Origin of the sequence: Paenibacillus sp. IITD108, assembly GCF_036541265.1 — a bacterium.
GTDB lineage: Bacteria > Bacillota > Bacilli > Paenibacillales > Paenibacillaceae > Pristimantibacillus.
This window is the reverse complement of the sequence record NZ_JAZHCT010000033.1, coordinates 1-24236: the sequence shown is the minus strand read 5'-3', so window position 1 is coordinate 24236 and position 24236 is coordinate 1. Positions and strand designations below refer to the sequence as shown.

The 24236-nt window shown below is 41.2% G+C and carries 37 protein-coding genes and 9 tRNA genes; 4 read left to right on the top strand and 42 right to left on the bottom strand.

What is annotated here, in order from left to right:
• Positions 1-4 precede the first annotated feature (4 nt).
• From V1L65_RS22775 to V1L65_RS22625, 31 genes are all read right to left on the bottom strand, one after another.
• Positions 5-304, bottom strand: coding sequence for a hypothetical protein (locus tag V1L65_RS22775; RefSeq protein ID WP_331701561.1), 300 nt, complete (start codon positions 302-304; stop codon positions 5-7).
• 38 nt (positions 305-342) lie between these two features.
• Positions 343-1509: a phage major capsid family protein gene (locus V1L65_RS22770; RefSeq protein ID WP_331701560.1), complete on the bottom strand. Its 1167-nt coding sequence runs from the start codon at positions 1507-1509 to the stop codon at positions 343-345.
• Between the two features lie 24 nt (positions 1510-1533).
• Positions 1534-2271, bottom strand: coding sequence for a head maturation protease, ClpP-related (locus V1L65_RS22765; protein ID WP_331701559.1), 738 nt, complete (start codon positions 2269-2271; stop codon positions 1534-1536).
• Positions 2271-3407: a phage portal protein gene (locus V1L65_RS22760; RefSeq protein WP_331701558.1), complete on the bottom strand. Its 1137-nt coding sequence runs from the start codon at positions 3405-3407 to the stop codon at positions 2271-2273. Before V1L65_RS22760 ends, V1L65_RS22765 begins: the two co-directional genes overlap by 1 nt.
• Before the next feature lie 21 nt (positions 3408-3428).
• Positions 3429-5105 (bottom strand): terminase TerL endonuclease subunit, encoded by a 1677-nt coding sequence (locus tag V1L65_RS22755; protein ID WP_331701557.1) that lies wholly within the window; start codon positions 5103-5105, stop codon positions 3429-3431.
• Positions 5105-5422: a P27 family phage terminase small subunit gene (locus V1L65_RS22750; RefSeq protein ID WP_331701556.1), complete on the bottom strand. Its 318-nt coding sequence runs from the start codon at positions 5420-5422 to the stop codon at positions 5105-5107. The genes V1L65_RS22755 and V1L65_RS22750 overlap by 1 nt, the downstream gene beginning before the upstream one ends.
• Positions 5423-5531: 109 nt before the next feature.
• A complete protein-coding gene (locus tag V1L65_RS22745) occupies positions 5532-5876 on the bottom strand; it encodes an HNH endonuclease (RefSeq protein ID WP_331701555.1) in 345 nt (114 codons plus the stop codon).
• Complete coding sequence (locus V1L65_RS22740) at positions 5873-6181, bottom strand: hypothetical protein (protein WP_331701554.1); 309 nt, start codon at positions 6179-6181, stop codon at positions 5873-5875. The genes V1L65_RS22745 and V1L65_RS22740 overlap by 4 nt, the downstream gene beginning before the upstream one ends.
• A gap of 242 nt (positions 6182-6423) precedes the next feature.
• A complete protein-coding gene (locus tag V1L65_RS22735; RefSeq protein WP_331701553.1) occupies positions 6424-6972 on the bottom strand; it encodes a tyrosine-type recombinase/integrase in 549 nt (182 codons plus the stop codon).
• A gap of 46 nt (positions 6973-7018) precedes the next feature.
• Positions 7019-7279, bottom strand: coding sequence for a hypothetical protein (locus V1L65_RS22730; protein ID WP_331701552.1), 261 nt, complete (start codon positions 7277-7279; stop codon positions 7019-7021).
• Between the two features lie 22 nt (positions 7280-7301).
• On the bottom strand, positions 7302-7640 hold the full coding sequence (locus V1L65_RS22725) for a YolD-like family protein (protein WP_331701551.1): 339 nt from the start codon (positions 7638-7640) through the stop codon (positions 7302-7304).
• A 646-nt stretch (positions 7641-8286) separates the two neighbouring features.
• Positions 8287-8655 carry a hypothetical protein gene (locus V1L65_RS22720; protein ID WP_331701549.1) on the bottom strand — a complete coding sequence of 123 codons (369 nt, stop codon included), beginning with the start codon at positions 8653-8655 and terminating at the stop codon, positions 8287-8289.
• Positions 8656-8701: 46 nt separating this feature from the next.
• Entirely contained in the window at positions 8702-9049 is a 348-nt protein-coding gene (locus tag V1L65_RS22715) for a hypothetical protein (protein WP_331701548.1), read from the bottom strand.
• On the bottom strand, positions 9003-9188 hold the full coding sequence (locus V1L65_RS22710; RefSeq protein WP_331701546.1) for a hypothetical protein: 186 nt from the start codon (positions 9186-9188) through the stop codon (positions 9003-9005). Before V1L65_RS22710 ends, V1L65_RS22715 begins: the two co-directional genes overlap by 47 nt.
• Positions 9185-9508 (bottom strand): hypothetical protein, encoded by a 324-nt coding sequence (locus V1L65_RS22705; protein WP_331701545.1) that lies wholly within the window; start codon positions 9506-9508, stop codon positions 9185-9187. The genes V1L65_RS22710 and V1L65_RS22705 overlap by 4 nt, the downstream gene beginning before the upstream one ends.
• On the bottom strand, positions 9505-9675 hold the full coding sequence (locus V1L65_RS22700) for a hypothetical protein (RefSeq protein ID WP_331701544.1): 171 nt from the start codon (positions 9673-9675) through the stop codon (positions 9505-9507). Before V1L65_RS22700 ends, V1L65_RS22705 begins: the two co-directional genes overlap by 4 nt.
• Positions 9676-9892: 217 nt before the next feature.
• Positions 9893-10045, bottom strand: a complete 153-nt coding sequence (locus V1L65_RS22695) for a hypothetical protein (RefSeq protein ID WP_331701543.1) — start codon at positions 10043-10045, stop codon at positions 9893-9895.
• A complete protein-coding gene (locus V1L65_RS22690; RefSeq protein WP_331701542.1) occupies positions 10042-10500 on the bottom strand; it encodes an ASCH domain-containing protein in 459 nt (152 codons plus the stop codon). Before V1L65_RS22690 ends, V1L65_RS22695 begins: the two co-directional genes overlap by 4 nt.
• Before the next feature lie 11 nt (positions 10501-10511).
• Positions 10512-11327 (bottom strand): DNA adenine methylase, encoded by an 816-nt coding sequence (locus V1L65_RS22685; protein ID WP_331701541.1) that lies wholly within the window; start codon positions 11325-11327, stop codon positions 10512-10514.
• Between the two features lie 12 nt (positions 11328-11339).
• Positions 11340-13028: a DNA cytosine methyltransferase gene (locus V1L65_RS22680; RefSeq protein WP_331701540.1), complete on the bottom strand. Its 1689-nt coding sequence runs from the start codon at positions 13026-13028 to the stop codon at positions 11340-11342.
• A 4-nt stretch (positions 13029-13032) separates the two neighbouring features.
• Complete coding sequence (locus tag V1L65_RS22675; RefSeq protein ID WP_331701539.1) at positions 13033-13185, bottom strand: hypothetical protein; 153 nt, start codon at positions 13183-13185, stop codon at positions 13033-13035.
• Complete coding sequence (gene dnaB, locus V1L65_RS22670; protein WP_331701538.1) at positions 13182-14726, bottom strand: replicative DNA helicase; 1545 nt, start codon at positions 14724-14726, stop codon at positions 13182-13184. Before dnaB ends, V1L65_RS22675 begins: the two co-directional genes overlap by 4 nt.
• Positions 14674-15036, bottom strand: coding sequence for a hypothetical protein (locus V1L65_RS22665; protein WP_331701537.1), 363 nt, complete (start codon positions 15034-15036; stop codon positions 14674-14676). The genes dnaB and V1L65_RS22665 overlap by 53 nt, the downstream gene beginning before the upstream one ends.
• Positions 15014-15991: a DUF4373 domain-containing protein gene (locus V1L65_RS22660; protein WP_331701536.1), complete on the bottom strand. Its 978-nt coding sequence runs from the start codon at positions 15989-15991 to the stop codon at positions 15014-15016. Before V1L65_RS22660 ends, V1L65_RS22665 begins: the two co-directional genes overlap by 23 nt.
• 27 nt (positions 15992-16018) lie before the next feature.
• Positions 16019-16171, bottom strand: a complete 153-nt coding sequence (locus V1L65_RS22655) for a DUF6906 family protein (protein ID WP_331701535.1) — start codon at positions 16169-16171, stop codon at positions 16019-16021.
• A gap of 279 nt (positions 16172-16450) precedes the next feature.
• Entirely contained in the window at positions 16451-16672 is a 222-nt protein-coding gene (locus V1L65_RS22650) for a hypothetical protein (protein ID WP_331701534.1), read from the bottom strand.
• Positions 16669-16947 carry a hypothetical protein gene (locus V1L65_RS22645; RefSeq protein WP_331701533.1) on the bottom strand — a complete coding sequence of 93 codons (279 nt, stop codon included), beginning with the start codon at positions 16945-16947 and terminating at the stop codon, positions 16669-16671. The genes V1L65_RS22650 and V1L65_RS22645 overlap by 4 nt, the downstream gene beginning before the upstream one ends.
• 15 nt (positions 16948-16962) lie before the next feature.
• Positions 16963-17214 (bottom strand): helix-turn-helix domain-containing protein, encoded by a 252-nt coding sequence (locus V1L65_RS22640; RefSeq protein WP_331701532.1) that lies wholly within the window; start codon positions 17212-17214, stop codon positions 16963-16965.
• Between the two features lie 136 nt (positions 17215-17350).
• Positions 17351-17650, bottom strand: a complete 300-nt coding sequence (locus V1L65_RS22635; protein WP_331701531.1) for a hypothetical protein — start codon at positions 17648-17650, stop codon at positions 17351-17353.
• Positions 17651-17652: 2 nt separating this feature from the next.
• Positions 17653-17961, bottom strand: a complete 309-nt coding sequence (locus tag V1L65_RS22630; protein ID WP_331701530.1) for a helix-turn-helix domain-containing protein — start codon at positions 17959-17961, stop codon at positions 17653-17655.
• Positions 17962-17980: 19 nt separating this feature from the next.
• Positions 17981-18199, bottom strand: coding sequence for a helix-turn-helix transcriptional regulator (locus V1L65_RS22625; protein ID WP_331701529.1), 219 nt, complete (start codon positions 18197-18199; stop codon positions 17981-17983).
• 136 nt (positions 18200-18335) lie between these two features.
• Here V1L65_RS22625 and V1L65_RS22620 point away from each other — a divergent pair, with 136 nt between their 5' ends.
• The 4 genes from V1L65_RS22620 (at position 18336) to V1L65_RS22605 (ending at position 20992) form a co-directional block, all read left to right on the top strand.
• Entirely contained in the window at positions 18336-18713 is a 378-nt protein-coding gene (locus V1L65_RS22620) for a helix-turn-helix domain-containing protein (protein ID WP_331701528.1), read from the top strand.
• Positions 18714-18782: 69 nt separating this feature from the next.
• A complete protein-coding gene (locus tag V1L65_RS22615; RefSeq protein WP_331701527.1) occupies positions 18783-19400 on the top strand; it encodes an ImmA/IrrE family metallo-endopeptidase in 618 nt (205 codons plus the stop codon).
• Positions 19397-19771, top strand: coding sequence for a hypothetical protein (locus V1L65_RS22610; protein ID WP_331701526.1), 375 nt, complete (start codon positions 19397-19399; stop codon positions 19769-19771). Before V1L65_RS22615 ends, V1L65_RS22610 begins: the two co-directional genes overlap by 4 nt.
• A gap of 21 nt (positions 19772-19792) precedes the next feature.
• Positions 19793-20992, top strand: coding sequence for a tyrosine-type recombinase/integrase (locus V1L65_RS22605; RefSeq protein WP_331701525.1), 1200 nt, complete (start codon positions 19793-19795; stop codon positions 20990-20992).
• A 93-nt stretch (positions 20993-21085) separates the two neighbouring features.
• Here the strand turns inward: V1L65_RS22605 and V1L65_RS22600 are convergent.
• The 11 genes from V1L65_RS22600 to V1L65_RS22550 form a co-directional block, all read right to left on the bottom strand.
• Positions 21086-21159: transfer RNA gene (locus tag V1L65_RS22600), tRNA-Gly, on the bottom strand.
• A gap of 10 nt (positions 21160-21169) precedes the next feature.
• A tRNA-Pro gene (locus V1L65_RS22595) sits at positions 21170-21246 on the bottom strand.
• A gap of 19 nt (positions 21247-21265) precedes the next feature.
• Positions 21266-21342: transfer RNA gene (locus V1L65_RS22590), tRNA-Arg, on the bottom strand.
• Between the two features lie 6 nt (positions 21343-21348).
• Positions 21349-21423, bottom strand: a tRNA-Gly gene (locus tag V1L65_RS22585).
• A 317-nt stretch (positions 21424-21740) separates the two neighbouring features.
• Positions 21741-21825, bottom strand: a tRNA-Leu gene (locus tag V1L65_RS22580).
• Positions 21826-21837: 12 nt separating this feature from the next.
• Positions 21838-21987 carry a hypothetical protein gene (locus V1L65_RS22575; protein ID WP_331701524.1) on the bottom strand — a complete coding sequence of 50 codons (150 nt, stop codon included), beginning with the start codon at positions 21985-21987 and terminating at the stop codon, positions 21838-21840.
• A 2-nt stretch (positions 21988-21989) separates the two neighbouring features.
• Positions 21990-23402, bottom strand: a complete 1413-nt coding sequence (aspA, locus tag V1L65_RS22570; RefSeq protein ID WP_331701600.1) for an aspartate ammonia-lyase — start codon at positions 23400-23402, stop codon at positions 21990-21992.
• Between the two features lie 97 nt (positions 23403-23499).
• Positions 23500-23584, bottom strand: a tRNA-Leu gene (locus V1L65_RS22565).
• A gap of 380 nt (positions 23585-23964) precedes the next feature.
• Positions 23965-24049, bottom strand: a tRNA-Leu gene (locus V1L65_RS22560).
• A gap of 24 nt (positions 24050-24073) precedes the next feature.
• Positions 24074-24149 (bottom strand) — tRNA-Lys (locus tag V1L65_RS22555).
• A gap of 5 nt (positions 24150-24154) precedes the next feature.
• Positions 24155-24229 (bottom strand) — tRNA-Gln (locus V1L65_RS22550).
• Positions 24230-24236 lie beyond the last annotated feature (7 nt).

The following is a 24236-nucleotide window of genomic DNA, read 5'->3' as shown; positions in this document are numbered from 1 at the left end:
CATATCACTCCTTCAACGCATTCTCGGCTTCAATCGCTTCTTCCTTACCCTTAATTTTCTCACCATTTGAGAGTTCGAAAGTACCACCGCCGATATGTTTTGGAAATTCAGTATTAAGACCCGCAACTTCTTGAACATCAGCTAAATAGATTTTCTTATACTGAGGGTGAATTTCAGAAAGAAAAGTAATTCGCTCTACTTCTGCGGTATAACCTTCTGCCGGGTAAATCTCACCTGGCAAGTAGGTACGCCCATCATGTTCATTGGCTTTGAATTTATTTACTACTTTAGCTTGTAATCTCACTCATAAATCCTCCTTGAAATAAAGATAAAGAGACTCCATTAAGGAATCTCTGGACCTTCTTCACCACCAGTAATAAATTTAATGTCAAGATCATACAGCAATGCTGCTTTATTATCTTTTGGCTTCCCGTTTGCAAACTGTTTGATTGTGTAAAGCATTGCATCCTCAATCGCCAACGTTTGATCAAACTTGTTAGCTTTGTAACCGCCAGCCAGCGCAGCGATGTATTGACCTTTAACGAAGAATAGTGCTTTCTTTTCCGGGATTTCTTCCGACTCAACAACCTTAATATTGTAAGGTAGTGCTGTAACCCATTGTCCATTGGCGGTTTGGATAGTGTTGCGCGCTTGAACGCTGATCGCATCTACAGGGTTAACGACCATAACAATCTTGTTCATCACTTTTCGCGACTTGCCCGCTTCATCCTTTGCCAGTGCTTGAATTACATCATGCAATTCACCGGACACCACTTCCCCAAATTGGGATGGCGCGAAAGTAAGTGTTCCAGAAGAAGTTTTGACTGTAACTGCGCCATTTTCTGCAACGTCCATCATCAAACCGATAGGCTCGTCCTGTGCAGGACCACGACCTTTAACAAGTCCATATTCCAAACCAACACTGTAGGACTCAACCAGCAGCGTTCTGACATAGCGCTCAACCCACTCAGGTCCAAGCTCCAACATATCTTTTGGAATAACCGCAAATGCTGTGAGTTTAAGTTGGCCGATCTGTTCCTCGCGGAATGCCGCGCCGACTTGCCCCTTGATCTCACCGAATAATTTACCCCATGCATACGTTTTGGAAGGATCAGCGTGAATAAAGCGAGTTACTGCGCCCAAGTCCTGCAAGCCAATTGCATCTAAAATGGGATGTGCTGCAACCAAATCTTCAAACACACGATTTTGCGTGGTGACAGGCAAAATAGAATCGTCGTCAAACCCTTCGAACTCGATAACTGCATTGAAAAACTTCTTTTCCTCCGAAGTCAGCACATTTTGTCCGCGAGAAGAAAGAATTTGACTATCGATGTTCTCGTTGCGCACTTCCGTTGTGATTTTCTCGGTTAAATCAGTAACAAGCGCATCCTGCATTTCGTTCCACGCTGTAGCTTGCTTTTCAGCGTCTGCCCCTTCTTTGACAAGATTCATATAAGCAGCTTTCTTTGATTCAAAGTTTTCCATTTTACCTTTTAACTTCATCGTCATTTTCCATGACCTCCATTTATTTAATTAAAAAAAGAACCTTGATGCCGTAGCTTCTGGAGCTGGGGCAGGTTCTTTTTCTTTTAATTGATTTATTTCGTTTTGCATAGTTGCCAATTGTGTCCTGAGATTAGCGATTTCTTTATCCTTGCTGTCACTCAATGCCGTCGAAGTAGCAAAACCAATATCAACCGTTTTCGAAGCGCTAAACCATGTTTCCGCATCAACCATGCTTCTGACTTCTTCACGGCTGACATTTGCTTTTGTCATATAAATATCAATGATTCCTTCTTCTAATTCATCCAGCACATCAGCTTCTTTGCGCATTTCCGTTTTGGTTCCCCAAACGAACGAGCTGGCTTCGTGGATCATAAACATAGACCCTAGACCCATAAACAATTCATCTGCTGCCATAGCGATAACAGAAGCCGCAGAACACGCCCATCCATCAATGTTTATCGTAATTTTACCGTCATGCTTCTTTAAGCGGTTATAAATAGCAACACCATCAAAAGCGTCACCGCCCGGACTGTTCAAATGGATAACAATATCCCCGGTGATACTTTTTAATGCATGGTCAATGTCGGAAGCAGAAACGGAATCTTCCCAACGTGATTCGCCTATTACTCCGTAAATCGTTATTTCAGTGGTATTATTCGCTTCGTTTTTTCGCGTCTCAAACTTTCGTTCAATCTTCTGTAACTGTTCAACATAGGATTGATTTTTGAATGTTTTGAGAAGGTCTTGCTTTGTAAATTTACGCATTATTTCGTTTCACCTCCTTCCGATAAAGTAGTAGTGTAGTTTTTGGTAATTACATATTCATCAAGCGCAGGGTTGTCTACTGGTTCATCTCCACATTTGATACGAATTTCATTACCGTTGTATACGCCGCTGGCGCGAAGTTTATCGACCGCATTTGCCAATTCAAGAGGATTCATTTCGGCAATTCCTCTGACTTCGATACGTTTACCTTTTTCGATATCCGACATGGGAATGGTCTTGGCATTTAATTCATCGTGTATTTTCTTCGTTAACGGATTAATACAAAATTTTATATAGGCTTTTATTGCTGTCTCATACTCAGCCATATCACCATGTATGAGCGTATGAGGTATTCCTAGTATGGAAGCAACATCATTCAAAATGTCACGTTTCAGCTTGGATAATTCATCAACCGATTTTCCACTATGCTGACCGCTGCTTACTTCGTTATATTCAAAACCCTTTAACTTAGGTACAAGAGCAATTGCTTTGTGTTTAAATGCTTCAAACAACCGATTAATGAATGTTTGTAACTTTGCTTGGTTTTCTTTGTCTAGTTTTTGCGTGGCTTCTAACTCAACCGTGCCTCGAATTTGATTACTCAGTTTCTGCGTTTCAATCATTCTAGCGAACAGACTCGAGTAATCTTTGAACATTTCAGCCATAAACCTTTTTAGCTTTTCGTTGTTATATGTCATGTAAATAACTTCATCCATCCGAAAAGTGCGCTTGAAGGTGAACCCTTTAACCGTTACATCCTTGAATGTATCCGGGTATACAGCATATTCTTCGCGAGAAAAACTTTCTGCTATTAATAGATCATTCTCATCAGATAAAACAACTAATATTTCGTTTTCATCAATGAGTTGAAAGGCAAACTGTTGCCAAAACTCTGTCGCAGATTGATTTGCATTTGGTCTGATATTGAGAAGGTAATCCCATTTATCCTTTATCCGCTTGTTATCTTTCATAATCCTAAATTCACTTTGACTAATCGTTCTTGCAATAAAATTCATGCATGTTTCCAGAGCAATCTTTTTTAGATATAAACGATTTGATGAATCTTTGAATAACTCAAAATCAAATAGACTTTCTAGCTCGCTATGTCGTTTAAATATACTTTCTAAAAATCCCATTTCGCTTTGCTCACCCCCTTGTTAAAAATCAAGAGCATCTAAGGCATCTAAGGCATCTTCAATGCTGCTTTCGCTCAATTCTTCGAATCGGTACAAACCATGTACTAGCGCCTGAAAGCCATCTGTTTTCCTTCTGATCTCTTCTTTCTTGCCATATACCTTATTGCCATCTTTCTTGATAGTGACAAGCACGTTGTTTGTGTACCAACGCATTAAAGGATTGTCGCCCCATATAAACATGTTCTTTGCAAAATATGTCTCAATGCGCGGGGCAAGCAAGCCGTGAATAGCTTCCGGTCTGCGAATGACTTCAACCTCAAAGCCAACAGCTTCCAACATCGGCTTAAGCATTTCCATGCGGTAGTTATCGCCAATGATCTTTTTAATGTTGTACTTCATTCGCGCGGTAACAAACCAATTTACGATATGCTCTAGGTTGATCATTTCTTCATTCAGGACTGTCAGTAACCCTTGTTCTTCCCATTCACCTATTGGAGCGAACCTTTGCTTCGTCTCCACTTCACGCATTGAGTAGCCATAATACTTATCTACAAACTCCTTACGCGCAAAAGAATGTGTAATGAACGGTACCTTGCCATCATGCTTAAATACCAAGCCTACAGCTGCAAAGTCTCTAATCTGTGCAAAGTCGATGCAGCCGATGCACTCCATACCTTCAAGATTAGGCAGCGGCTGATTAGTAGCAGCTATTTCCTCCCACTTAGCAACTGACTTTTCCAAGTCCGTTAAAGGTAGGTTCATGCGCTTGGTCATAAACTCTTCGCGATTAGAGGGATTGTCTGCTAAATCTTCGTATTCTTCATAAATCGTGTCGAAAAGCCCTTGAGCATAATCGCTACGTGGATTGCTTAACATGGGGTTGGATAGTTCCCAATTATCCGGGTTGTCCACTTCATCTTCATTGTTAAGCTTGCAGATAAACGGAAATACGGCATTTGGGCGAGACTCGCCTTTCAAGACTTTAGCTGCAATCTCTTTAAATTTATCCAAGAAGCCATCACGAACATAGCCATCTGTGCCAATGTAAAACTCACGCGGATACTTCTTTTTTCCTAATCCAGAAATATGGACACGCACATCCGCATTGTTTTCAAAATAATGGATCTCGTCAAAGACTACCGCGCCGTCACGTAAACCGTCTTTTGTGTTTCCGTTTGAAGTACGGAATTTGAATATGCTGTCCGTTTTCCTTGCCAGCACTTGGGTTGCGGTTGGCTTAAATGATTTTAACAGGGTTGGATTCCGCTTAATGTTCTTAGCAGCTTCCTCAACGGATGTTTTTGCTTGTTCTTCCGAATTGGCAATAACGGATATGTTATATTCTAAAACTCCATGAAGCTCGCTTATTAGAAAGTTACATATAACAGTTATAAGGCCGTTTTTCCCAGCTCCGCGTCCCATCATCCAAAGATGTTTGCGGTAGAATACCCGGTCACTGTCTTTGAAAAATAAAAAAACGAATGCAATCAAGAACTTTTGAAAAGGTTGCAGAGGAAAATACCACTTTTCGGCAAACCTTATACAGTTCTCAATCAATTCGTCATTAAATCGCAAATCATTACGCGGCAGCACATCACGTTCTAGATATTCAATTAAAAGTTTTCGATCTTCGTTTAACTTGATTTTGCCCTCTCGATAAAGAGCTATATATTCATCAACATATTTTTGTTTTAGCATTAGATCAAGTCACTTTTGCTATCTCCGTCACGTTCTGCAGGCTTTAACGGAACATCCAAACCCATATCTTTACCGAGAGCAATCAAGGAACTGTTGACTTTATTCTTTTCCGCTATGGCCGGATTAGGCTTGGTGAACTTCTGTGAGCCGTTTTCTGTTATTACCATTACACCTTGTTCTTCAATGGCTTCGTCAAGCATGTAATAAATTCCGACCAGGTTAACATAGCGATCAACCTTCTCGACTTCCACTTTGCTTTTCCGATCAATCCGCTTCATCAATTCACTTCTTATGGCTTTCAGTTTCTTATCATCCATAGCCTAACCCCCCTTATGCGCGATGTGATCAAAAAAAATGTGCTAATAGACTCCCCTCACCGGTGCCCTAGATTTAAAATTAGGCAAAACCTTTTGACCGGGGGGTGTACTACCATTTCTCGTCATGTTCCCACTTGTTCAAATTCTGTTTGAATACTCGTCCATGTTTTATGTTGTGGCACCCAACGCAAAGAGTCTCTAGGTTATCTATCTCTAACGCCAGCTCAGGATAGTCTTCCAATTCTTTTATATGGTCAACTACTAATGCTATCTTCTTGCGCCCTGCTTTCTCGCTGTACTCGTTAGTGTCGATAGTAACCAGTCCGTTACGTTTGCACTCTTGGCATTCGTAATTATCCCGTTCTAATGCTTTGTTTCTAATTCCGTCTGATCCACGCCATTCCGGAGAATCATAGAACTTTCGTTTCTGTTCAAGAGTCTGGTATATCTTCACACCGACTCCACCCTTTGCCTCAGCTCATCCATCTTCACTTTGATTATTGCCTGTAGTTCTGCCTCTTTCTTTGCTGCATCATTATGATTGTCATTCGGATCAGCGAAGCGACTTTGTACCCTTCGTATGCGACTTTGCAGCTTACGAATCTCATCATCTGTATAGAAGCAAATATATTCTTCCTGACAATGCGGACATGTGAAATAGGTTTTCTCGATGCCGCCTTTTAGCTTCTCTGTCGGCATTTCATTGATCTTGAACCCTCGGCCGCAGCTAGAATTGCATACTGTTTCAATGGCTGTCATTTGATCAATCCTCCATGTATAATTATTCATTCACTCAAAACCCTTTATTCTACAGGTTTTTTTCATACTAAATAACGAATGAATGTATGCTTTTCTATGGGTTTTATGCAGAAAATGAATAAAAACTGAGTTATCCATATCTTATATTGTGGGTAACTGGTGAACAGCCCGCAATGCCTTATCTATCAAGGCTTTACCCGTATTTGAAAAATGCAGTTCATCGTTATTCATTTATGGATAACTCATATTCTGAAGCGCTTGGTAATGGCGTTCATTGTATCCTGGGCGTATCCAATATATCGAAGCGTGATGCTTGGATCAGAATGATTAAAAATGTTCTGCAAGGCCACAACATCCTTTGTTTCTAAGTAGAAATGGTATCCGTATGTTTTTCTCAATGTATGATTACCGATTCCACCTTCGATGTTATACTTTGCAGTTATGTCGCGGATAATCTTGTATGTCATAGATCGTGTTAAAGGTTTGTTTGTACCTTCTCGACTTTTGATAATAAACTCAAAGTCATCACGATCTTTTAGCAGCTCCAGCAGTTCCCTTCTGACACTAGGATTCATCTCGAATGACTTTTGCTTTCTTGTTTTCTTCTCGATGATTTTGATTTCTTTCGCCCTTAAATGATGAACCCTTAGCCTTAATAAGTCGGATATTCTATACCCGGTGTTAATGCCAAGTTGAAAGAATATATAATCTCGCTTATCTTCTTTATCTAATAACCTACGTCTTATGTCTGCAATAATTTCTCTATCCCTAATCGGTTCTACATATCGCACTTCACCACCTCATTAAAAAAAGCCACTCGTTAGAGTGACTTTATATTTATGACTTTAACTTTCTCAATTCTTCCAATGAATCATCTATCCAGTTTAACGCAGTTTGATAATCAGGAGCCGTTCGGTAAAATGGATCGACAGTACCATCAGGCGCAGTCATCAACAATGTTGCCACAAACCAACTGTTATCCTCATTGATCTCACCAACAAGTTTATGCCCGCAAATAATTTCTTCCCTTACAACCATCCAACCGCCTCCAATCTCCATTTTAATGGATTGTCTCACAGTTAATTGCCGGCTGTCCATAGGGTAATTTTTCATATTTGCTTTAATCTAGTATTGCACCTTGGATGTCCTTGATCTTAAACCACTCACCATCAACCATAAACTGACCGGCGAGCCTATCAATGCGATCCACAACACCCACTATTTGTAAGTCTTCGTACTGGTGATACATTTCGATAACAGCGATCTTACGGGCCTTTAATGACGCTGCCACGACCCTTGAAACATCCTCCCACTCTTGCTCGTCAAGTTCCTTGCGCTGCTTTATCTTTGTTTTCTGCAAGTATTGTTGTAATGCCTCTTTATGTTCTGGCAGCATCATTCGACTTGCTTCCCAAAATCCGTTATTTTGAAACCTTTTTGGTTGTGCAGTATTCGCCATAATTAACACCGTCCTTTTTTAGAGTTAATTTAATTATATGCGAACATTTGTTTCTATATAAGTCTTGACATTATCCAATTCATTTTCCCAAACGCTTGGGATTTTGATTTACTCGCCCATTTCTTCGTTCACTTCGATTGCGAGCTGGTACAGTAAACGGAGCTAATTTATTTACTAGCCACTCTATGAGCTTCACTATGCTTGTCCTCCTTTACACATCGAATCTTTGAACAGTATTGCTTTGATCCTTCAAATCTTCCCCACAAGCAGCCCTGGCATTTAGCCGGCTGCAGCTCTCTATCACTTTTTTGCGTAATCCTGCGAGTAAACCGCAACCGGCTCACCTCTTTCTTATTTATTTACTAACAAAATGGATCGAAAAAAATCGTACAATCTTGTTAGAAAATAAATGTGGTCGCTGCTTAGAGCAAGGCATCTGAACCTCCGAGTCACTTACGGATACCGCGCCTACTTTTCCCTAGCTACTTCGTCAAAAGACTTTTCACACGACCTATTTACTTTTCAAAGTACAAAAAAAGGTACACTGTTATTTGGAAGAATTATCTTCCTAAAAACAATGTACCTTTATAAAACCCGCATTTGTTTAGTGTCATGCAGGCAATTTGCCCGCATTTTACACGCATTTTCAACTTTCAAACTCTTTGATCGTATTTGCTATGGATTCTATCCCTTTATTAATCCGACGGTCGACAGTCGATGGATCAAGAAAACGATAGTGAGTCACGACATCTTTTCTCCGTATCCCATCAATAAAGCGCATTTGAATAGCTCTTTTAATGTCTTGGTCTATAATCAGCCTGACTGCACGTTCAATTTCTTTGTTAGCTTTTAAATATGCATTGTACGCTCTTTTTTGCTTTGGAGCAAGCTCCCCAACTAGCTCCAACTCAGCGATCAGTGCCTTATGTCTCCGATACCTCATTAACAGAGACTTGGTTTGCTTTATCTCTTCCTCATTAGCTGGTTCAAAAAAATATAATTGCATAGCTAACATTCCCCTCATCCCCTCTGTTATAATAGAGATGAGTTTCGTTATTAGCTCACTGGCTCCGTTCCCCAACAGCTGCCGGTGGGCTTTTTGATACCCATTTAAAACTTATTCCACCTTTACTCAATGGCCTTTCTATTAAATAGCTATATCCTTTCGGAATATACTCCCCAGGAACAACCTTCAGTTTACCAAACCTTGTATTGACCTCATTCAGCTGTGATATAACAGATGATCGGTTCACCATTAAACTTAAGTTGTTTATTTTCTTTCCCGATCTAATTAAAGATGATAGACTGCTTTCAATAAGTAACATCGCTTTTGGAGTTATCAATTTTTTGCTTTCTCCTCCCCTAACTAGCATCAAAGTGCATTTCAAATTCTTTTTCACAGTCTTCATTTTCACAGGTTAATACATAGGTTGTGCCGCATTCATCCTTATCAGCTTCTAGCCATTCTTCACCGCAATATGGACATTTAACATACGTTGATAATTGAGTTACTTCGGTATCTGAATAATGCCTATATATCCGTTTCATCCCTTTACCTCCAGCAGCTCAGCTTGCAATACTTCTGCAAATATCGGCGCAACCGCTTCACAGAATGCCTGGGCCCTTCTGTCCGGCAACGTGACAAGTAGATCATCATACCAAAATTCATCCGAAAAAACTTTTCTCCGTTCATCGCTCGGAAGCTCGTAATAGAAGATCGAAGTGAAAGCATCGTTGGATACTTCGCTATGGTCAACCGAATCCAACGCATCCCATAACTCCCTAGCTTCATATTCCGATAGTTCATCATGCAAGTACGGTTTTCTATTCCCATCTTCCCTGCGCTTTTTGAGGATTCGAAGCTTCATGTTGTCGATGGTTTTCTCCATATCGATTTTACCTTCACGTTCTGGATCGCTGATTTTCCTGTAAAGGTAACTGGTGTCCTTAGAGCAAATTTCGAGAAGGAACGACTTAAAACAGTCTCCAAATGATCCCCAACGATATGAAAAATCGCCGCAATCTGTTTGTGCATTAAAAACACCATCAGCGCTTATTGAGATGATTGCCCAAGCACACCGCCAATGATTTCCGCCATTTAGGCGAATGTTATAGCGTTCCATTGTAGATTTTCCGACAGTATACTCTTGCATATTTTCGCGTCCTTTCTATTTCGTAATATGTGTCTATTCTGATTCCAGCAGTTAAGTCTATCCGCTTACCTCTGTATTCACGCATGGTTAGCCCTCCAACTACTCATAATCGATGCAAATGCCATCCAAAGGCATTTCCTTGCCGTTCAATCCGCATATAACGTATTTGGGATTTCCGTTTTCGTCCTCATTCATTGGTGTTGAGTTATTACAGGTCACGCAAGCATGGTCATTCCACAATTCCTCTGTCATTCCCTTACCTCCAATCCATCAAAGAACCAAAAGCCTTGCTGCCCTTTAGCTGGTATCTGCTCCGGCAGCTGCTGTACATTTGCAAGTTCCCAAGCATAGCGCCCCTGTTCGAACCAACCAAATTCAAATTCTTTGTTCAAAGTTGAGAAGTGAGTTTTCCTTGTTTCGGAATGCAGCATAACCGCCCCGCCAATGTAATCAGGATGAATTACGAAACTATCCTTTAACTCTGCTACAGCTACCACCACACCAGTAGGCAGGTTATCAGCTGTATACCCATGCTTTGCGAGAGTTGATTTAATAGGCTCACGCTCACAGGCTTCCCGGTCAATCTTTTTACCCGCATGTATTGCTAGTGGTCCGCGAATATGAGTGCGTCTTGATCTTGTTTCAAAGCGCTTCTCACCTAGTGCTATAAGCGTCGCCCAAGGCTGTATAAGTGTTATTGCTCGCATTGTTATGCCTCCTAGAAAAGTGTTAGCTGCCTACTATACTCTGCTGCTACTGGATTAATCCAAAGAACCTCTGTCCTAACCTTTCCCATATCAGCAACCGCTTGGCGTTCTTCTCTGTGCCAGTCTTTTAATGTTTCGTTATACATAGGATGATCATAACCACTTAGGATAACTGGCCCTGCATGGTTATCTAATGCAGCCAGCAACTCGATATGATCCTCATCCTTCATTTCATTTGCGTATAATCGTTTGCTTCTAGTAGAGAGTAAGTAAGGCGGATCCGCATATATCATTACGCTCGGTGCATTATATCTCTCAATTAATTTCAAAGCAGGCTGCTGCTCAATCTGCACGCTCTTGAGCCGATCCGTTACGGCCATGATTCTTTCCGGAACCTTGCTCCACTGATCAGGCATGCGATTGTTTGGAGATTTAGAAGCATCTATGTTATGCTTCCAACCGGTTCTATCGCTTGTTTTTCCACCACGGGCCATCCAGCAGCGGACTAGAAATAAACGAGCTCTTTCCAATTCGTTCATTTCTTCAGTCGAGTGATATGATTCGTAGTATTCTTGCCTGCTGTATGGCGTCCATTTGACCAAATCAGCAAGCTCTTGCGGTTTATCTCTTATCACCTTAAATAGATTTACTACATTTCCGTCTAAATCATTGATTGTCTCAATCCCACTTGGCGCTTTATTGAAAAATACCGCACCCGATCCAAAGAACGGCTCCAAGTATGTCGTATGCTGCGGCATATGGCTTATAATCCAATCTGCCATGCTCCACTTACTGCCTGGGTAATGCAATATACGTGGTAAACTCAAGGTTTCACCTTCTTATATCGATAACTGCAGCTGCCCATAGGCTTCCGCATATCGCTCAAATGTTAAAGTATTGCCTGATCCAGTGCATAACTCTGGCAGATTTTCTCTTACTAAAGCTTGCGCAAATGGCGGCGGTACAGCGTTTCCGCAGCGTGCTACTTGAGCACTCTTGCTGTATTTATTGCCTTCTGCATCAACATCAAGTACATAATCTTTAGGAAATCCTTGTGCTGCGAATAACTCATGTGGCTCTAGCATTCTCATTCCAATATCAACTATTTGATAGTCGGTGTCTTGAATCGTAATGAGTCCAAAACGATCCTTTGTAGTAATTGTGTGCAGTGGACCTTCTAACTTCTGTCCATTATCTGCACTGCCATAATACTTAAGTAAGAAAGCTCTAACCTCTCCTACATGTAAACCGCCTGACGTAATGGTAGGCATTGGTTCCGTAACTAGCTGTCCATCTTGACAAGTCCCGCGCAGTTTTATCAAATGGCTTGAGACGAGTGCATTATGATCTACTGTAGTCACAGTACTTAGTGGATCACTTAAATCAGTGCCCGGACTTGTGTAATTCCCGCCGTAATGCTTTGCCATAAATGCTGTGACCAAAGCGTGCTTTCGTCCTCCAGCTACAACAGTTCCTAATGGTTTTTGCAGCCCGGGTACTCTTGGTGATTGTCCTGGTCCTTCTCCATATCCAATTTCGATCAATGTAGGACTTATGAGTAAATGCTCAGCTTTAGTTGTAATTGTCGTAAGTGGCTGTTCAGCTTCGTATTGAAGGCGGTCGCCACCAAATCCTGTCTGACCAATGCGGGCAATGTATGGTGTTACTAACCCCCAACCATTTTTAGACGTTACAGTTTTAAATGGTTCCTCTATTGAATCTGTATAGTGATGATTACTTCCGCTGTGGTTAACACGGACTATGAAAGGCTTAGGATTATTAATGACAAAACGTTCAATTCCTCTAGCTATACGCCTCATTGTATTTTCTGCTAGAGGTCGTTTGCGTTCAAAAATACTTGGGCAAGGAATTGACCAATCTATGATTTCTGCAGCTGTACGCCAAGGCATAAGCTTACCTTTTTTAACTCCTTCGCTTTGTGGATCGCCATGTGTAGGTTTAGGCCATTGAATTGGCTTGCCATCACAGCGTGCAATCAGAAACAATCTCTTGCGTATTGTAGGCGCCCCATAATCACAAGCGCGCAGCTCGCGCCAATCAACCTTATATCCTTGTCTCTTAAGCGCATTGACAAAACAATTAAATGTCCTGCCTTTTTGTGTTGGATCAGGATATCCATTCTTTAGCAGTGGACCCCATGTTTTGAACTCCTCTACATTTTCAAGTATGATAACCCTCGGTCTTACTGTTGCAGCCCATCTAACTGCTACCCAAGCAAGCCCGCGAATATTCTTTTCAACCGGCTTACCACCCTTAGCTTTACTGAAATGCTTACAATCTGGGCTAAGCCAGCAAAGACCTACCTTGCGACCTTTTGTTATTTCTCTTGGATCAACATCCCAAACGCTTTCGTTATAATGTACAGTATCAGGATGATTAACCCTATGCATTGCAATGGCTGCTGGATCATGGTTAATAGCAATGTCTACGCTGCGGCCAGTAGCTAATTCTATGCCTGTGCTGGCTCCGCCACCTCCTGCAAAGTTATCCACGATGATTTCATTCATCTTTCTACCGCCCCTCATAATTCCTCCGCATCAATTCAGCTACAGCAGCAGCCTTATCTATCCATGAAGCTTGATCGTCGTTGTAGGCTATGTCTTGAAGCTCTCCGTCTGATGCTGACCTATAATCTAGTTCATTATTTCGTATCTTATCCTTCAAACAGCTCGCCTCGCTTCTGCAATAGCTCTGTTAATGCGAACCATTAATTCGTTACTACCACCTCTATCAGGGTGATACTTTTTCGATAACTCACGATATGCTTTTTCAATTTCTTGCGAAGTCGCAGTTTTGAGAACACCTAGTACCTTCCACCAAGGATCGTTTTTCGTGCTACTCTGAGTATTCGATTCCTCATGATGCGACCGATCCAAATTAACAAATTTATTAAACTGTTTAAGGAAAGCAAGCTCTACGGTGCCAACAGGACCATTTCGCTGTTTAGCAATGATAATTTCGATAATGTTTTTACGATCAGATTCCTTATCGTAATAATCATCTCGATACAAAAACGCTACAATGTCTGCATCCTGCTCAATTGATCCCGACTCCCTAAGGTCTGACATCATCGGACGCTTATCTTGCCGCTGCTCCACACCTCGGCTGAGCTGGGAAAGCGCAATGACAGGTACATCGAGCTCACGCGCGATTTGTTTAAATGTACGGGAAATATAAGATACTTCTTCTTGGCGGTTAGATCCTTTTCCCGAAACGAGCTGGAGATAATCAATGACAATTAGCCCTAACCCCCGTTCTCGCTTTATTTTGCGGCATTTTGAACGAATTTCATTGACACTAATTGCAGGTGTATCGTCGATAAGGATTGGTAATTCGGCCAGTTGTCCGATTGATATGGATACACGCTCCCAATCCTCTTTTGTCAATCGCCCTGTTCTAAACCTTGAAGCATCTATGTTGCATTCGGCACATATCATCCGATTGACCAATTGCTTTTCAGACATCTCCAGTGAAAACACAGCCACTGACTCGTTTACTTTCTTTGTGTATTCAGCTGCATTTTTCGCTATATTCAGTCCTAACGCTGTTTTACCAACGGATGGACGAGCTGCAATAATAATTAAATCACTTCGCTGAAAACCGGCTGTCATTCGATCCAAATCAACAAATCCTGATGGTACCCCTGTAACATCTCCATCACGGCCAGATTGCTTTACTTCCAAATCTTCGATGACCTCAGGCACAATATCCCTGATCGATCGATACGGTTTTTGTGATATTGTCTGGTCGGCCAATGCGTCCATGCTGGATTGGACCATTGATATAAACTCTGATGGATTATCGAGTTGCCGGGCCTCTTCGGTCTTTTTGCCAAGCTCAGCAATAATTTCTCTTTGAGTATGCAGGTCTTTGACAATTTTGATATAGTGCCCAATATATGCCGATGTCGGAATAGAACTTGTCATCTTCGACATGTAACTGATACTTTCGTCTTCAAGCCATCCTTTTGCCCTTAATCGTTCGGCCACTATAATAACATCTGTTGGCTGTCCTGCTGCCGCGGCGTCCAGCATCACTTTGAAAATGCGTTTATGTGTAAGACTTGTAAATTCACTACCTTTCAAGCTGCTTAGTGCCTCGTCAGATGCTTTAGAATTTATTAGGGCTGCACCAAGTATGCCTTGCTCTGCTTCAAGGTTTTGAAGTAATGGATGGAACTCCGGTATCGGTTGATTCCCGTGCAATTTGCCTTGCCGCCTCCTTTACATGCTCCGGCATGCCTACAAAATCCTTTTCCTCCACCATGCGCCCCTCCAACATAAGTCGTGTCTCTGCTGCATCAAGTACAGCTTGACCTGTTGATTGCTGAATAGCTGTTGCAGCAAGTATGCCAGGGTGTGGCGGATATTGATTTTGTATGTTGAGCGTATATGCTTCGAGATTAGCCGATGCTTGGTCGTAAGGTATATGCGACAGTAAATTTAGCCATTCGGTAACCTTGAAATCATCAAAGTAAAACGCATTGTAAAAATTAGAAATTCGCAATAATAACATTCTCAGTTCCGATTCTCTCACGTTCCATCGCCTCCCTTATTTTCTCGGCTTCTTTTCGGTTTCGGTCAGCAAGGCGATCATTTGCATTTGCAGACGGACGGTTTGGTTTCGTTGCCATTTTTCGAAGCTTTGCTGCAGCCTCGTCATCAGTCGTATTCCTAAGAATGCCAAACGTATATTCTTCTTGGGCTTTGGAATGCTCTATGCTACCCATATGTGTTTTAATTGCAAACTCAATTCTTACAGAGGAATAGCGCATAAACTGCCTATACACCTTTAGATAAATGCCGTCACCAATCTTTTTGCTTTTACGCATCCCTGCAATGAATTCAAAATAGGAATCAATGATTTCGAGTAGTTCAGTTGAGTAAGAGATGCGGAAATTTTTAATTTCAGCGGATATATCTTTTATATCTTTCTCCCTCTCCTTCTCCTTCTCTATCTCCTTCTCCCTTTGTGTACTTTCTGTATTCGTTATGTCTGCCTTAACTTCATTAATGTATACATTAACTTGGTTTCCGCAGGCATCTACTGAAATTATGGGGTAACTCACCTTTTCGCATGCTTGTTGCAAGTCGATCAATGTATAGTCATCTATAAAAGTAATGCTTTTTCTACGTTTGGATGCACCAATGTAACGGTGCTGAAATCCACGAGAAGTTAATATATGATGATTATCAAAACATCCTTGATCGAAGAAACCCCACTTAATGCACTCATTAACTATGCTTTTTACCGTATTAATGTCTACATTAACTCGGTTACTGAACACATATTGCTCACGTTCACCCCACGCATAGTAATAACTGTTTTTATAAATTTCTGACATTAAGCGAATAATGACGCCAAATCCTTCCATGCCAAACTTGCTGATTACGACGACTAATTTGTCGTCCTGGTCGATACTTACATCCAGCGGAAAGTAATCTAATCCCTCTTTTGCAGGACGAGCCATGCCACTCCCCCCTTCTTGTTTTAGATATTATGATGGTATAATTCGCGGCCTGCCAGACAGACGGTGCACAATATGTAGGCGGTGCGGCTCAACCTTAAAAACAAGCCAGTTCTCCGGCGTTAAATTACAACTGGCAATAGCCAGCTTTTGCTTAAGCGTTGGATTTTTTCCGTTTTTCACGTCGAACACCTCCCCACTTCGGCTGTATAGGCCGCTGATAACTAACAATGTACGATGCCATGACAGGGATGAGCTTATTGTCTGAATCTAGCTTTATACGCGCAAACGTACGTGCGAAGCCCCAAAGCTCAACTACCTCTCCAGTGCTACCATCTTTCAAAAGCACGCTATCGCCCTTAAGTATCATTGGTAATCCCTCCTTGTCAGCTGCATCGAGGACATAACGAGCAGGGGGTTAGCTCGCTAAGCCTTCGATAGAGCTGACGCTCTATCAATCTATTAAATATTTGCTGACACGTTGTATGCTTCACATACAGCTATCTCCAGCAAAATATCATCACCAATAGGCATGTTATCCAAGCGGGCAGCTGCACGCTTCTTCCCTTTCTCAGTCAAATGAGCTTGACCATATTCATTTACTGCAATAAAACCACGTTCTTGCAGCTCGAGTGCTGTGCGTTCCCTATGTTCCTTCATCCAATTTTCTTCTGCTTCTCTCATTTCCCCATCCCTTTCATATGTTGTTTTGCAATTAAATGTGGTATAATAGACACAACGAGACTACTTAGACGTGTTCTCAACTTGGACGTCCGGCCCGCCAGCCGGGCGTTTTTCATTTCTACTTTAGAAAAGCGAATCATGTTATTCAAATACTCCTTCATATCCTCACGCTTGCTCTGATCGAAACGATCAGGATGCTTGTCCATCCAACGCAGATTGTGCTTAGCAGCTTGTCCAGCAGCCAATGCTTCTGCTACCAATTGTTCTCGTGACAATGTAATTCCTCCCTATCAAGCTACCCCAGTAACTTGCATAATAGTTTGTAAAATAGCTGCAGGATCTACCCCATATAAAAAAGCTATGCCTGCTTCCATCTGATTTGTTACCCTTGTCCAATCTCGAAACGTTACTACGTCTACAGGATTATGATCTTGTTCAAGCTTGCTAATACTCGACTGGGTTCTATTCAGCAACCTTGCCATCTTTACTTGGCTCAGCCCAGCTCGTTCACGACAAGCTTTTAATAAATTGCCCGCCGTCATCTATACTCACCCCCTATTCCTAGTAGGAATAATTCCTAACTGGAATTTTATGAGGACAATGATGTTGTAAAATAAAGTTAAACATTCCTCAACATTCCCCCGCTGCCGATTGTGCCTGGCCGATCGGCAGCTCCCTTCAACCAAACCGCAATTTAATAGCTTCGAAAGCTAGCTGCTTACTCTGCTGGTCCAAATAATCCATGTCACTCAAATTCACCTTATGAATTTCGTTAAAACAGTGAAGAGCGAGATTTAAAACAAATTTTTCCGATTCAGACCACGGCGCCGCTGCTTTTTTTAAAGCAGCTGCTCTAACTGTCCCAGATTCCAAGTCAAAGTATTGCGCTGTAAAATAACGTTCCAGCTTTGGATGGTTAGAAAATAAATACAGCATTGCTTTCCAGTAACGATCTCTTAGTAAATGATCTGGTATCATTTTTAGCCCCCTTTTATAATCATTCTCTTTGAAATAAAGTCATCGAGTTCCCACTGGCGAAACAAAATCGTTCCTCGTAGTCGAAAATATGGGATTTCCTTATCTCTAATCAAACGACGCAACGTTGAGTCTGAAATTTTCAAGTATTCAATTGCTTCAGTACAATTAAATACATTGCTGTACAACATCTCATTAATTTTTGGTTCGAGAATCGCCAATGTTTGATCAAGTAGTCCTTGTTCAATCTCCGATCGAAGTAAACTGATAAAATCTGATGTAGTGGACGCCTGAGATTCAACAGCTTGACTCATATCTCCATCTCCTTTCATATTAAGAACACAATTCGTGTGGTATATTGTCAAAAAAAATTTCCTGTACTGATTTACCGTAAAACGAAGAAATTCTTAATTTAATATCATCACGAGGCACCCTTTGCCCATTTTCATACATTTGCAGTGCACTAACACTGATATTTAATGCTTCAGCTACTTCTTCACGAGGTTTATCCGCCCGTAAAAGAATTAGTCGCTTGGCTACTATTTCTTTCATGACTCCCCTTCCTTTCCGCACACTTTGTGTTGTTGAATCAAATGTATCACAACACGATTCGTGTTGTCAACACATTTTGTGTTTTATTATTTAAATTCACACATTATGTGTTATATTCTATTAAAGGTGATGCTAAATGATATTTGGCCAAAGATTAAGAGGGCTTAGAGAAGGTAAGAAAATTACTCAAAAAGAATTATCAAAAATTCTTAATGTTAGTGAAAGTGCTATCGGTATGTATGAGCGCGGAGAACGGGAACCTAACTTTGAAACAATTGATAAAATTGCTGCATATTTTAATGTTCGTACTGACTACCTACTTGGCCGCACTAATGATCCGTCACCTCATAAAAAAGAATCAGAGGTTGAGTCTGATTTCTCCATCGCCTTCTTAGGTGGAGGCAAAGAAGTACTGGACGAAGAAGAAGCAGAGCACTTGGAACGTGAATTGGAAATGTTCCGAGCATTTCGTGAGAAACGAAGAAAAGAACGTGAAGGCAACAATAAAAAATAAAATATGGCCACTACAAGGCTATATTTTTTTACCACTAAATACGAACATATATTCTCGTTTGGAGGGATTATGATGCCATTTAACTTAAATTTATACAAAACGACCAAACTCGAACAATGGATTATTAACATATATCAAGATAATTTTATACTTAATCCAGATGATATGGACTTAGATGCAATTGCTGATCTATTTAATTGTGTCATTGTTTATTCAGCTAGACGATCAAGGGTGATTTTTGACGACATAGATGGAGGGATGATTTTCTTAGGTGCAAACAATTGTGAAAAAGAACAACGATTAGAATTTTTCCATGAGTTATCGCATCCTGCTTTACATGTAGGTGATCAACGGCGAATGAAGGAAGCATTTGCAGATTTACAAGAATCGCAAGCTGCTGCTTTCCAGCTCTACGCATCTATGCCGATATTTATGATTAAAAATATTGAACCCAAAGGAACCTGGCATGAATATTTCTTAACATTGTCTGACGCCTTCCAAGTCCCTTATTCATTTGTTGAAAAGCGGATTGATCAAATAAAGCGACGTATATATCGTGAATACCAGGAACGTAATTTTAAAGCTCTGATAGCGCCTGTTAAGGCAAGTTATGGCTACTCTGAAGAAACTTTAGATTTAATAGCAAAACTTAATCGCCAAACCATGAAAGGAGGATTAATTCTATGAGACAAATTGCTTTTTTTGAACATGAGAGCGAGTCGGGTTCATTAATTCCAAGCTGGATCGTGTTGGATCGAATTCGACTTGACTGGAGTAATACACTCTATATCAATTTACATACACCTTTCGAACTTCTTACACTTGAATCTTTTGATGTAGATATTTCATCGATAAGTATTCCTGATTTCGCGTATGTGAGAAATCCTTATGAACCGGCATCCTTTGGAATACATATGCCAACCCTTGCAAATTTCATTGAATCACAAACGTATGCTAATCCAAATGATTTGGAAATTGAACGACTTGTGATGAGAATCAGTGATATTGAAGACTGCCTTCAATACACTATTCAAAATTATTTAGAATGGAATAATTAATTAATAAATGGAGTGAGTTAAATGCCTTATATTCAACATGTAAAAGACAGGAAGTACAAATTGTGCACTGACGATCCAAAGTCAATAAAACGCAAAAGGATTTGTTTAACGGTAGAGGTTCCAGCAGAATTATCTAATTCTGAGCGAAAAACGCAACTTTGGCTAAACAAAGAACTCGCAATATTCGCAGAAAAAATTGAAAATGGAGAAATCATAAAATCAAATAAAGTAACTCTTGATCAGTTTCTAGTTCAATGGAAAAAAGGTTACGCGGATCAATCTATGGGTGAATACACACGTTACATGACTAATAATGTCTACAGAATTTATATTCAGCCTGTATTTGGAGCAGAATATATTGATAAGATCAAAACATTGCATCTTGTTAATTTTTTTGCGGAACTAAAACGTAAAGATGGCAAGCCTATGGCAACAAATACAAAGCATAACATATATAAAGTATTAAAGAGCCTCTTCGGCCATGCTTTTAAGTGGCGTCTTATAGCAGATAATCCAATGGAAGGAGTGGACAAGCCTTCAGCTGCAAAAAAGGAAAAGCGAGAAATGCGCCAACGAAAAAAATCATATACTGCAAAAGAAGTAGAACAGGTTATGTCGGCCCTCTACGAGCTGCCAGACAGGTGGAGGTTATATTATATCGGTGTATTGCTTGGAGGCTTTAGACGCGGCGAAATGCTTGCTGTGCAGTGGGACAACGTACAGTTTGAAGCTGGTGGAATATACATCGAGAAACAAATAACATTTGATGAAGATGGAGATAAAGCAGAAGATGAAGTGAAAACGGAGCATTCTGAGGGTTTTGTACCCATGCCGATATGGTATATGGAGGAATTGAAAAAGTACCGAACGTTATGGGATATAGAAAAGAAAAATTGCAAGGCATGGAATGGCGGCATAAAGCAATATGTGTTTCACCCGGGAGATGGGCAAATGTATTATCCTAACACTCCTTCGCTTACCTGGAGGAGATTTCTGGCCAAGAAGGAGTTGCCATACATTCGTCTGCACGATCTGCGCCACACAACTGCAATGTTATTGCGGGAATATGGAGCCGACTTAAAACAAATTCAAGAACGTTTGCGCCACACTAAATTAAGTACTACAACTGACATATATATGCATGAAACAGAACTTATTAGCAGGGATACTGCTGATCGATTAGAGGTGCTAAATCCAAAAAATAAAAAATCTGTCACCTAGTCTGTCACCTGACTCGCCAGTAGCTGTGAATTTTTGAGAACTTAGAAATCAAAAAAAGCCTTGAATATCAAGGCTTCTGAGCTCCGAAAGTTATGGAGCGGGTGATGGGAATCGAACCCACGCTATTAGCTTGGAAGGCTAAAGTTCTACCATTGAACTACACCCGCATCTTATAAATGGTCGGGACGACACGATTTGAACATGCGACCCCCTGGTCCCAAACCAGGTGCTCTACCAAGCTGAGCTACGTCCCGTAGTAAATCCTGAAAAGAATGGCACGCCCTAAGAGATTCGAACTCCTGACCTTTTGATTCGTAGTCAAACGCTCTATCCAGCTGAGCTAAGGGCGCACATTATGGAGCGGAAGACGGGAATCGAACCCGCGACCCTCGCCTTGGCAAGGCGATGCTCTACCGCTGAGCCACTTCCGCATAACGTTTCGCTTCAATTTCATTATCGTAGCGACAAGTAATAATATATCATCTTCACGCATGAATTGCAACTATTTTTATTATTTTTTTCAAAAAAAATTTCAACAGTTTTACCAGTTTGAAATTTTCTAGGAATTCATGGAAAAACACTTAGCAAAATCAGCAAAATCATAACTTTTTAAAGCTTAATTACTGGTATTTAGTTGCTCCGTCGAAAGCATGAAATAAACACTGAGATTAACTACAGCACCTCATCGATTTATTTTAGAAATAAAAAACTCTCATTCCGATAGGTTTGAGAGCTGTCATTTATGAAGTGGTGCGCGTGAAGGGAGTCGAACCCCCACGTCGTTAGACGCCAGATCCTAAGTCTGGTGCGTCTGCCAGTTCCGCCACACGCGCACATTTGGCAAGTTAGTCAAAAGCCAATAGGCGATGAGCTAACATTAATATTATGCCAAGTTTTTCGGGAAAATGCAAGTCTTTTTTTAAGAAATTATCAACAAAGATTTTCCAATAACAAAAAGGAGAGAAACCAACAGCACCTGCTCCTCTCCTTATCACATTTATTTCAGCAGCTGCTTCCCAGATATGCCCGGCTGCGTCATTTGGAATGCATCTAAAATCACATCCAGCTCTTGCTCGGTCAGCACTTTATATTCTAGGCATAACTCACGTACAGGCCGACCGGTTGCTATCGCTTCCGATGCGATTTTTGCTGAAGTCTGATAGCCCAGATAGGGGTTAAGCGCTGTAATGATGCCTACGCTGTTATCAACATAGCTTTTGCAGGTTTCTGCATTTGCGACAATGCCTTCCAAGCAATGCGTACGGAATACTTTGAACACATTATTCATTATATCCAGGGATTGCAGCAAGTTAAATACCATAACCGGTTCCATGACATTAAGCTCAAATTGTCCTGCTTCCGAAGCGAGTGAAATCGTATGATCATTACCGATTACTTGGAATGCCACTTGATTTACTGCCTCACATATTACAGGGTTAATCTTGCCCGGCATAATTGAGGAGCCAGGCTGGCGTGCTGGCAAGTTAATTTCTGCAAGGCCTGTACGCGGCCCCGACGCCATTAATCTTAAGTCATTTGCTACCTTGGACATATTTATCATACAAATTTTTAAAGCAGCTGATACCTCGGTATAGGCATCCGTATTTTGAGTTGCATCAGGCAGGTGCTCGGCATTTTTAAGCTGATAGCCGCTAATCTGAGCCAATATTTCAACAACTCGCTTAATATATGCAGGCTCAGCATTCAGCCCCGTACCAACCGCTGTAGCGCCCATATTGACCTCCAGCAGGTTGTCTCTCGTCTTGGCAATCCTTTTGATATCCCTGTTTAATACACGGCTGTAAGCCTCGAATTCCTGTCCTAGACGAATAGGCACGGCATCCTGGAGGTGAGTCCTTCCCATTTTGATAACAGAATCGAACTGGCTGGCCTTAAGCTGGAACGTTTGATATAGCTCCTCCATCGTTAAAAGCAGCTTGTCCACTAATGATAAAATAGCTATATGAATAGCCGTCGGAAAGCTGTCATTCGTCGATTGGGCCATATTAACATGGTTATTAGGATGAATGATCGTATAATCGCCTTTTTGACCGCCTAGAAGCTCGATTGCGCGATTGGCGATCACTTCGTTAGCATTCATATTAATTGAAGTGCCAGCGCCCCCTTGAATCGGATCAACGATAAACTGTTCATGCCACCGACCTTGAATAATTTCTTCAGCAGCCTGAGCAATAGCTTCTCCCGTGTCTTTGCTCATTTGCTTTGTATCTACATTAGCTAGCGCCGCAGCCTTTTTCACCATCGCCATCGCAGTAATTAATCCTTCATGAATACGATATCCGGTAATTGGAAAATTATCTACGGCTCTCAAGGTTTGAACACCGTAATAGGCCTGCGCAGGAACTGATTTTTCTCCTAGAAAATCTCGTTCAACCCTTACTAGCTCCATTTGTTTAAGCAACTCGTTCTCCTCCTGAACTATTGTGCACATATGAAAAAAACTCTTTGGATTAATTACAATGTCCAAAGAGCTTAATTATCATAAGTGGTGCGCGTGAAGGGAGTCGAACCCCCACGTCGTTAAACGCCAGATCCTAAGTCTGGTGCGTCTGCCAATTCCGCCACACGCGCATATTGCATGCAATCAAGTGAATGAAGCATGTTTTAATAGAACATTAATATAATACCGAATATAATCAAAAAATGCAATACCATTTTCTTTTTTTGCAATTAAAAATTTATTCCAACTACATACTTCCAGTTCTTCGTTATCCGTCCAGTAATTGCTGGGGTTTCGAGAAAAAGCAAACTTTCTCCTCATCACCTCGCAGACGCTCCATTGCGCCACGCTATCTTAGTATGTACATTTTATCCATGTCAGCTTAGCGAACGGCCTAGAAAGCCAATAGCGCTCTCTGTACACATATGATGTGTCACCGCTTAAATCCTAAAATCGTAGCAAAATAAAAAACTCTTCGGATGAAATATCCAAAGAGTTTGAGTAGCTGTAGTGGTGCGCGTGAAGGGAGTCGAACCCCCACGTCGTTAAACGCCAGATCCTAAGTCTGGTGCGTCTGCCAATTCCGCCACACGCGCACATTACAATATGACCAGTAAAACTGGTGAGCCATGAAGGACTCGAACCTTCGACTCCCTGATTAAAAGTCAGGTGCTCTACCAACTGAGCTAATGGCTCATAAATGGCTGGGGATCAAGGATTCGAACCTTGGAATGACGGAGTCAAAGTCCGTTGCCTTACCGCTTGGCTAATCCCCAACAAGGG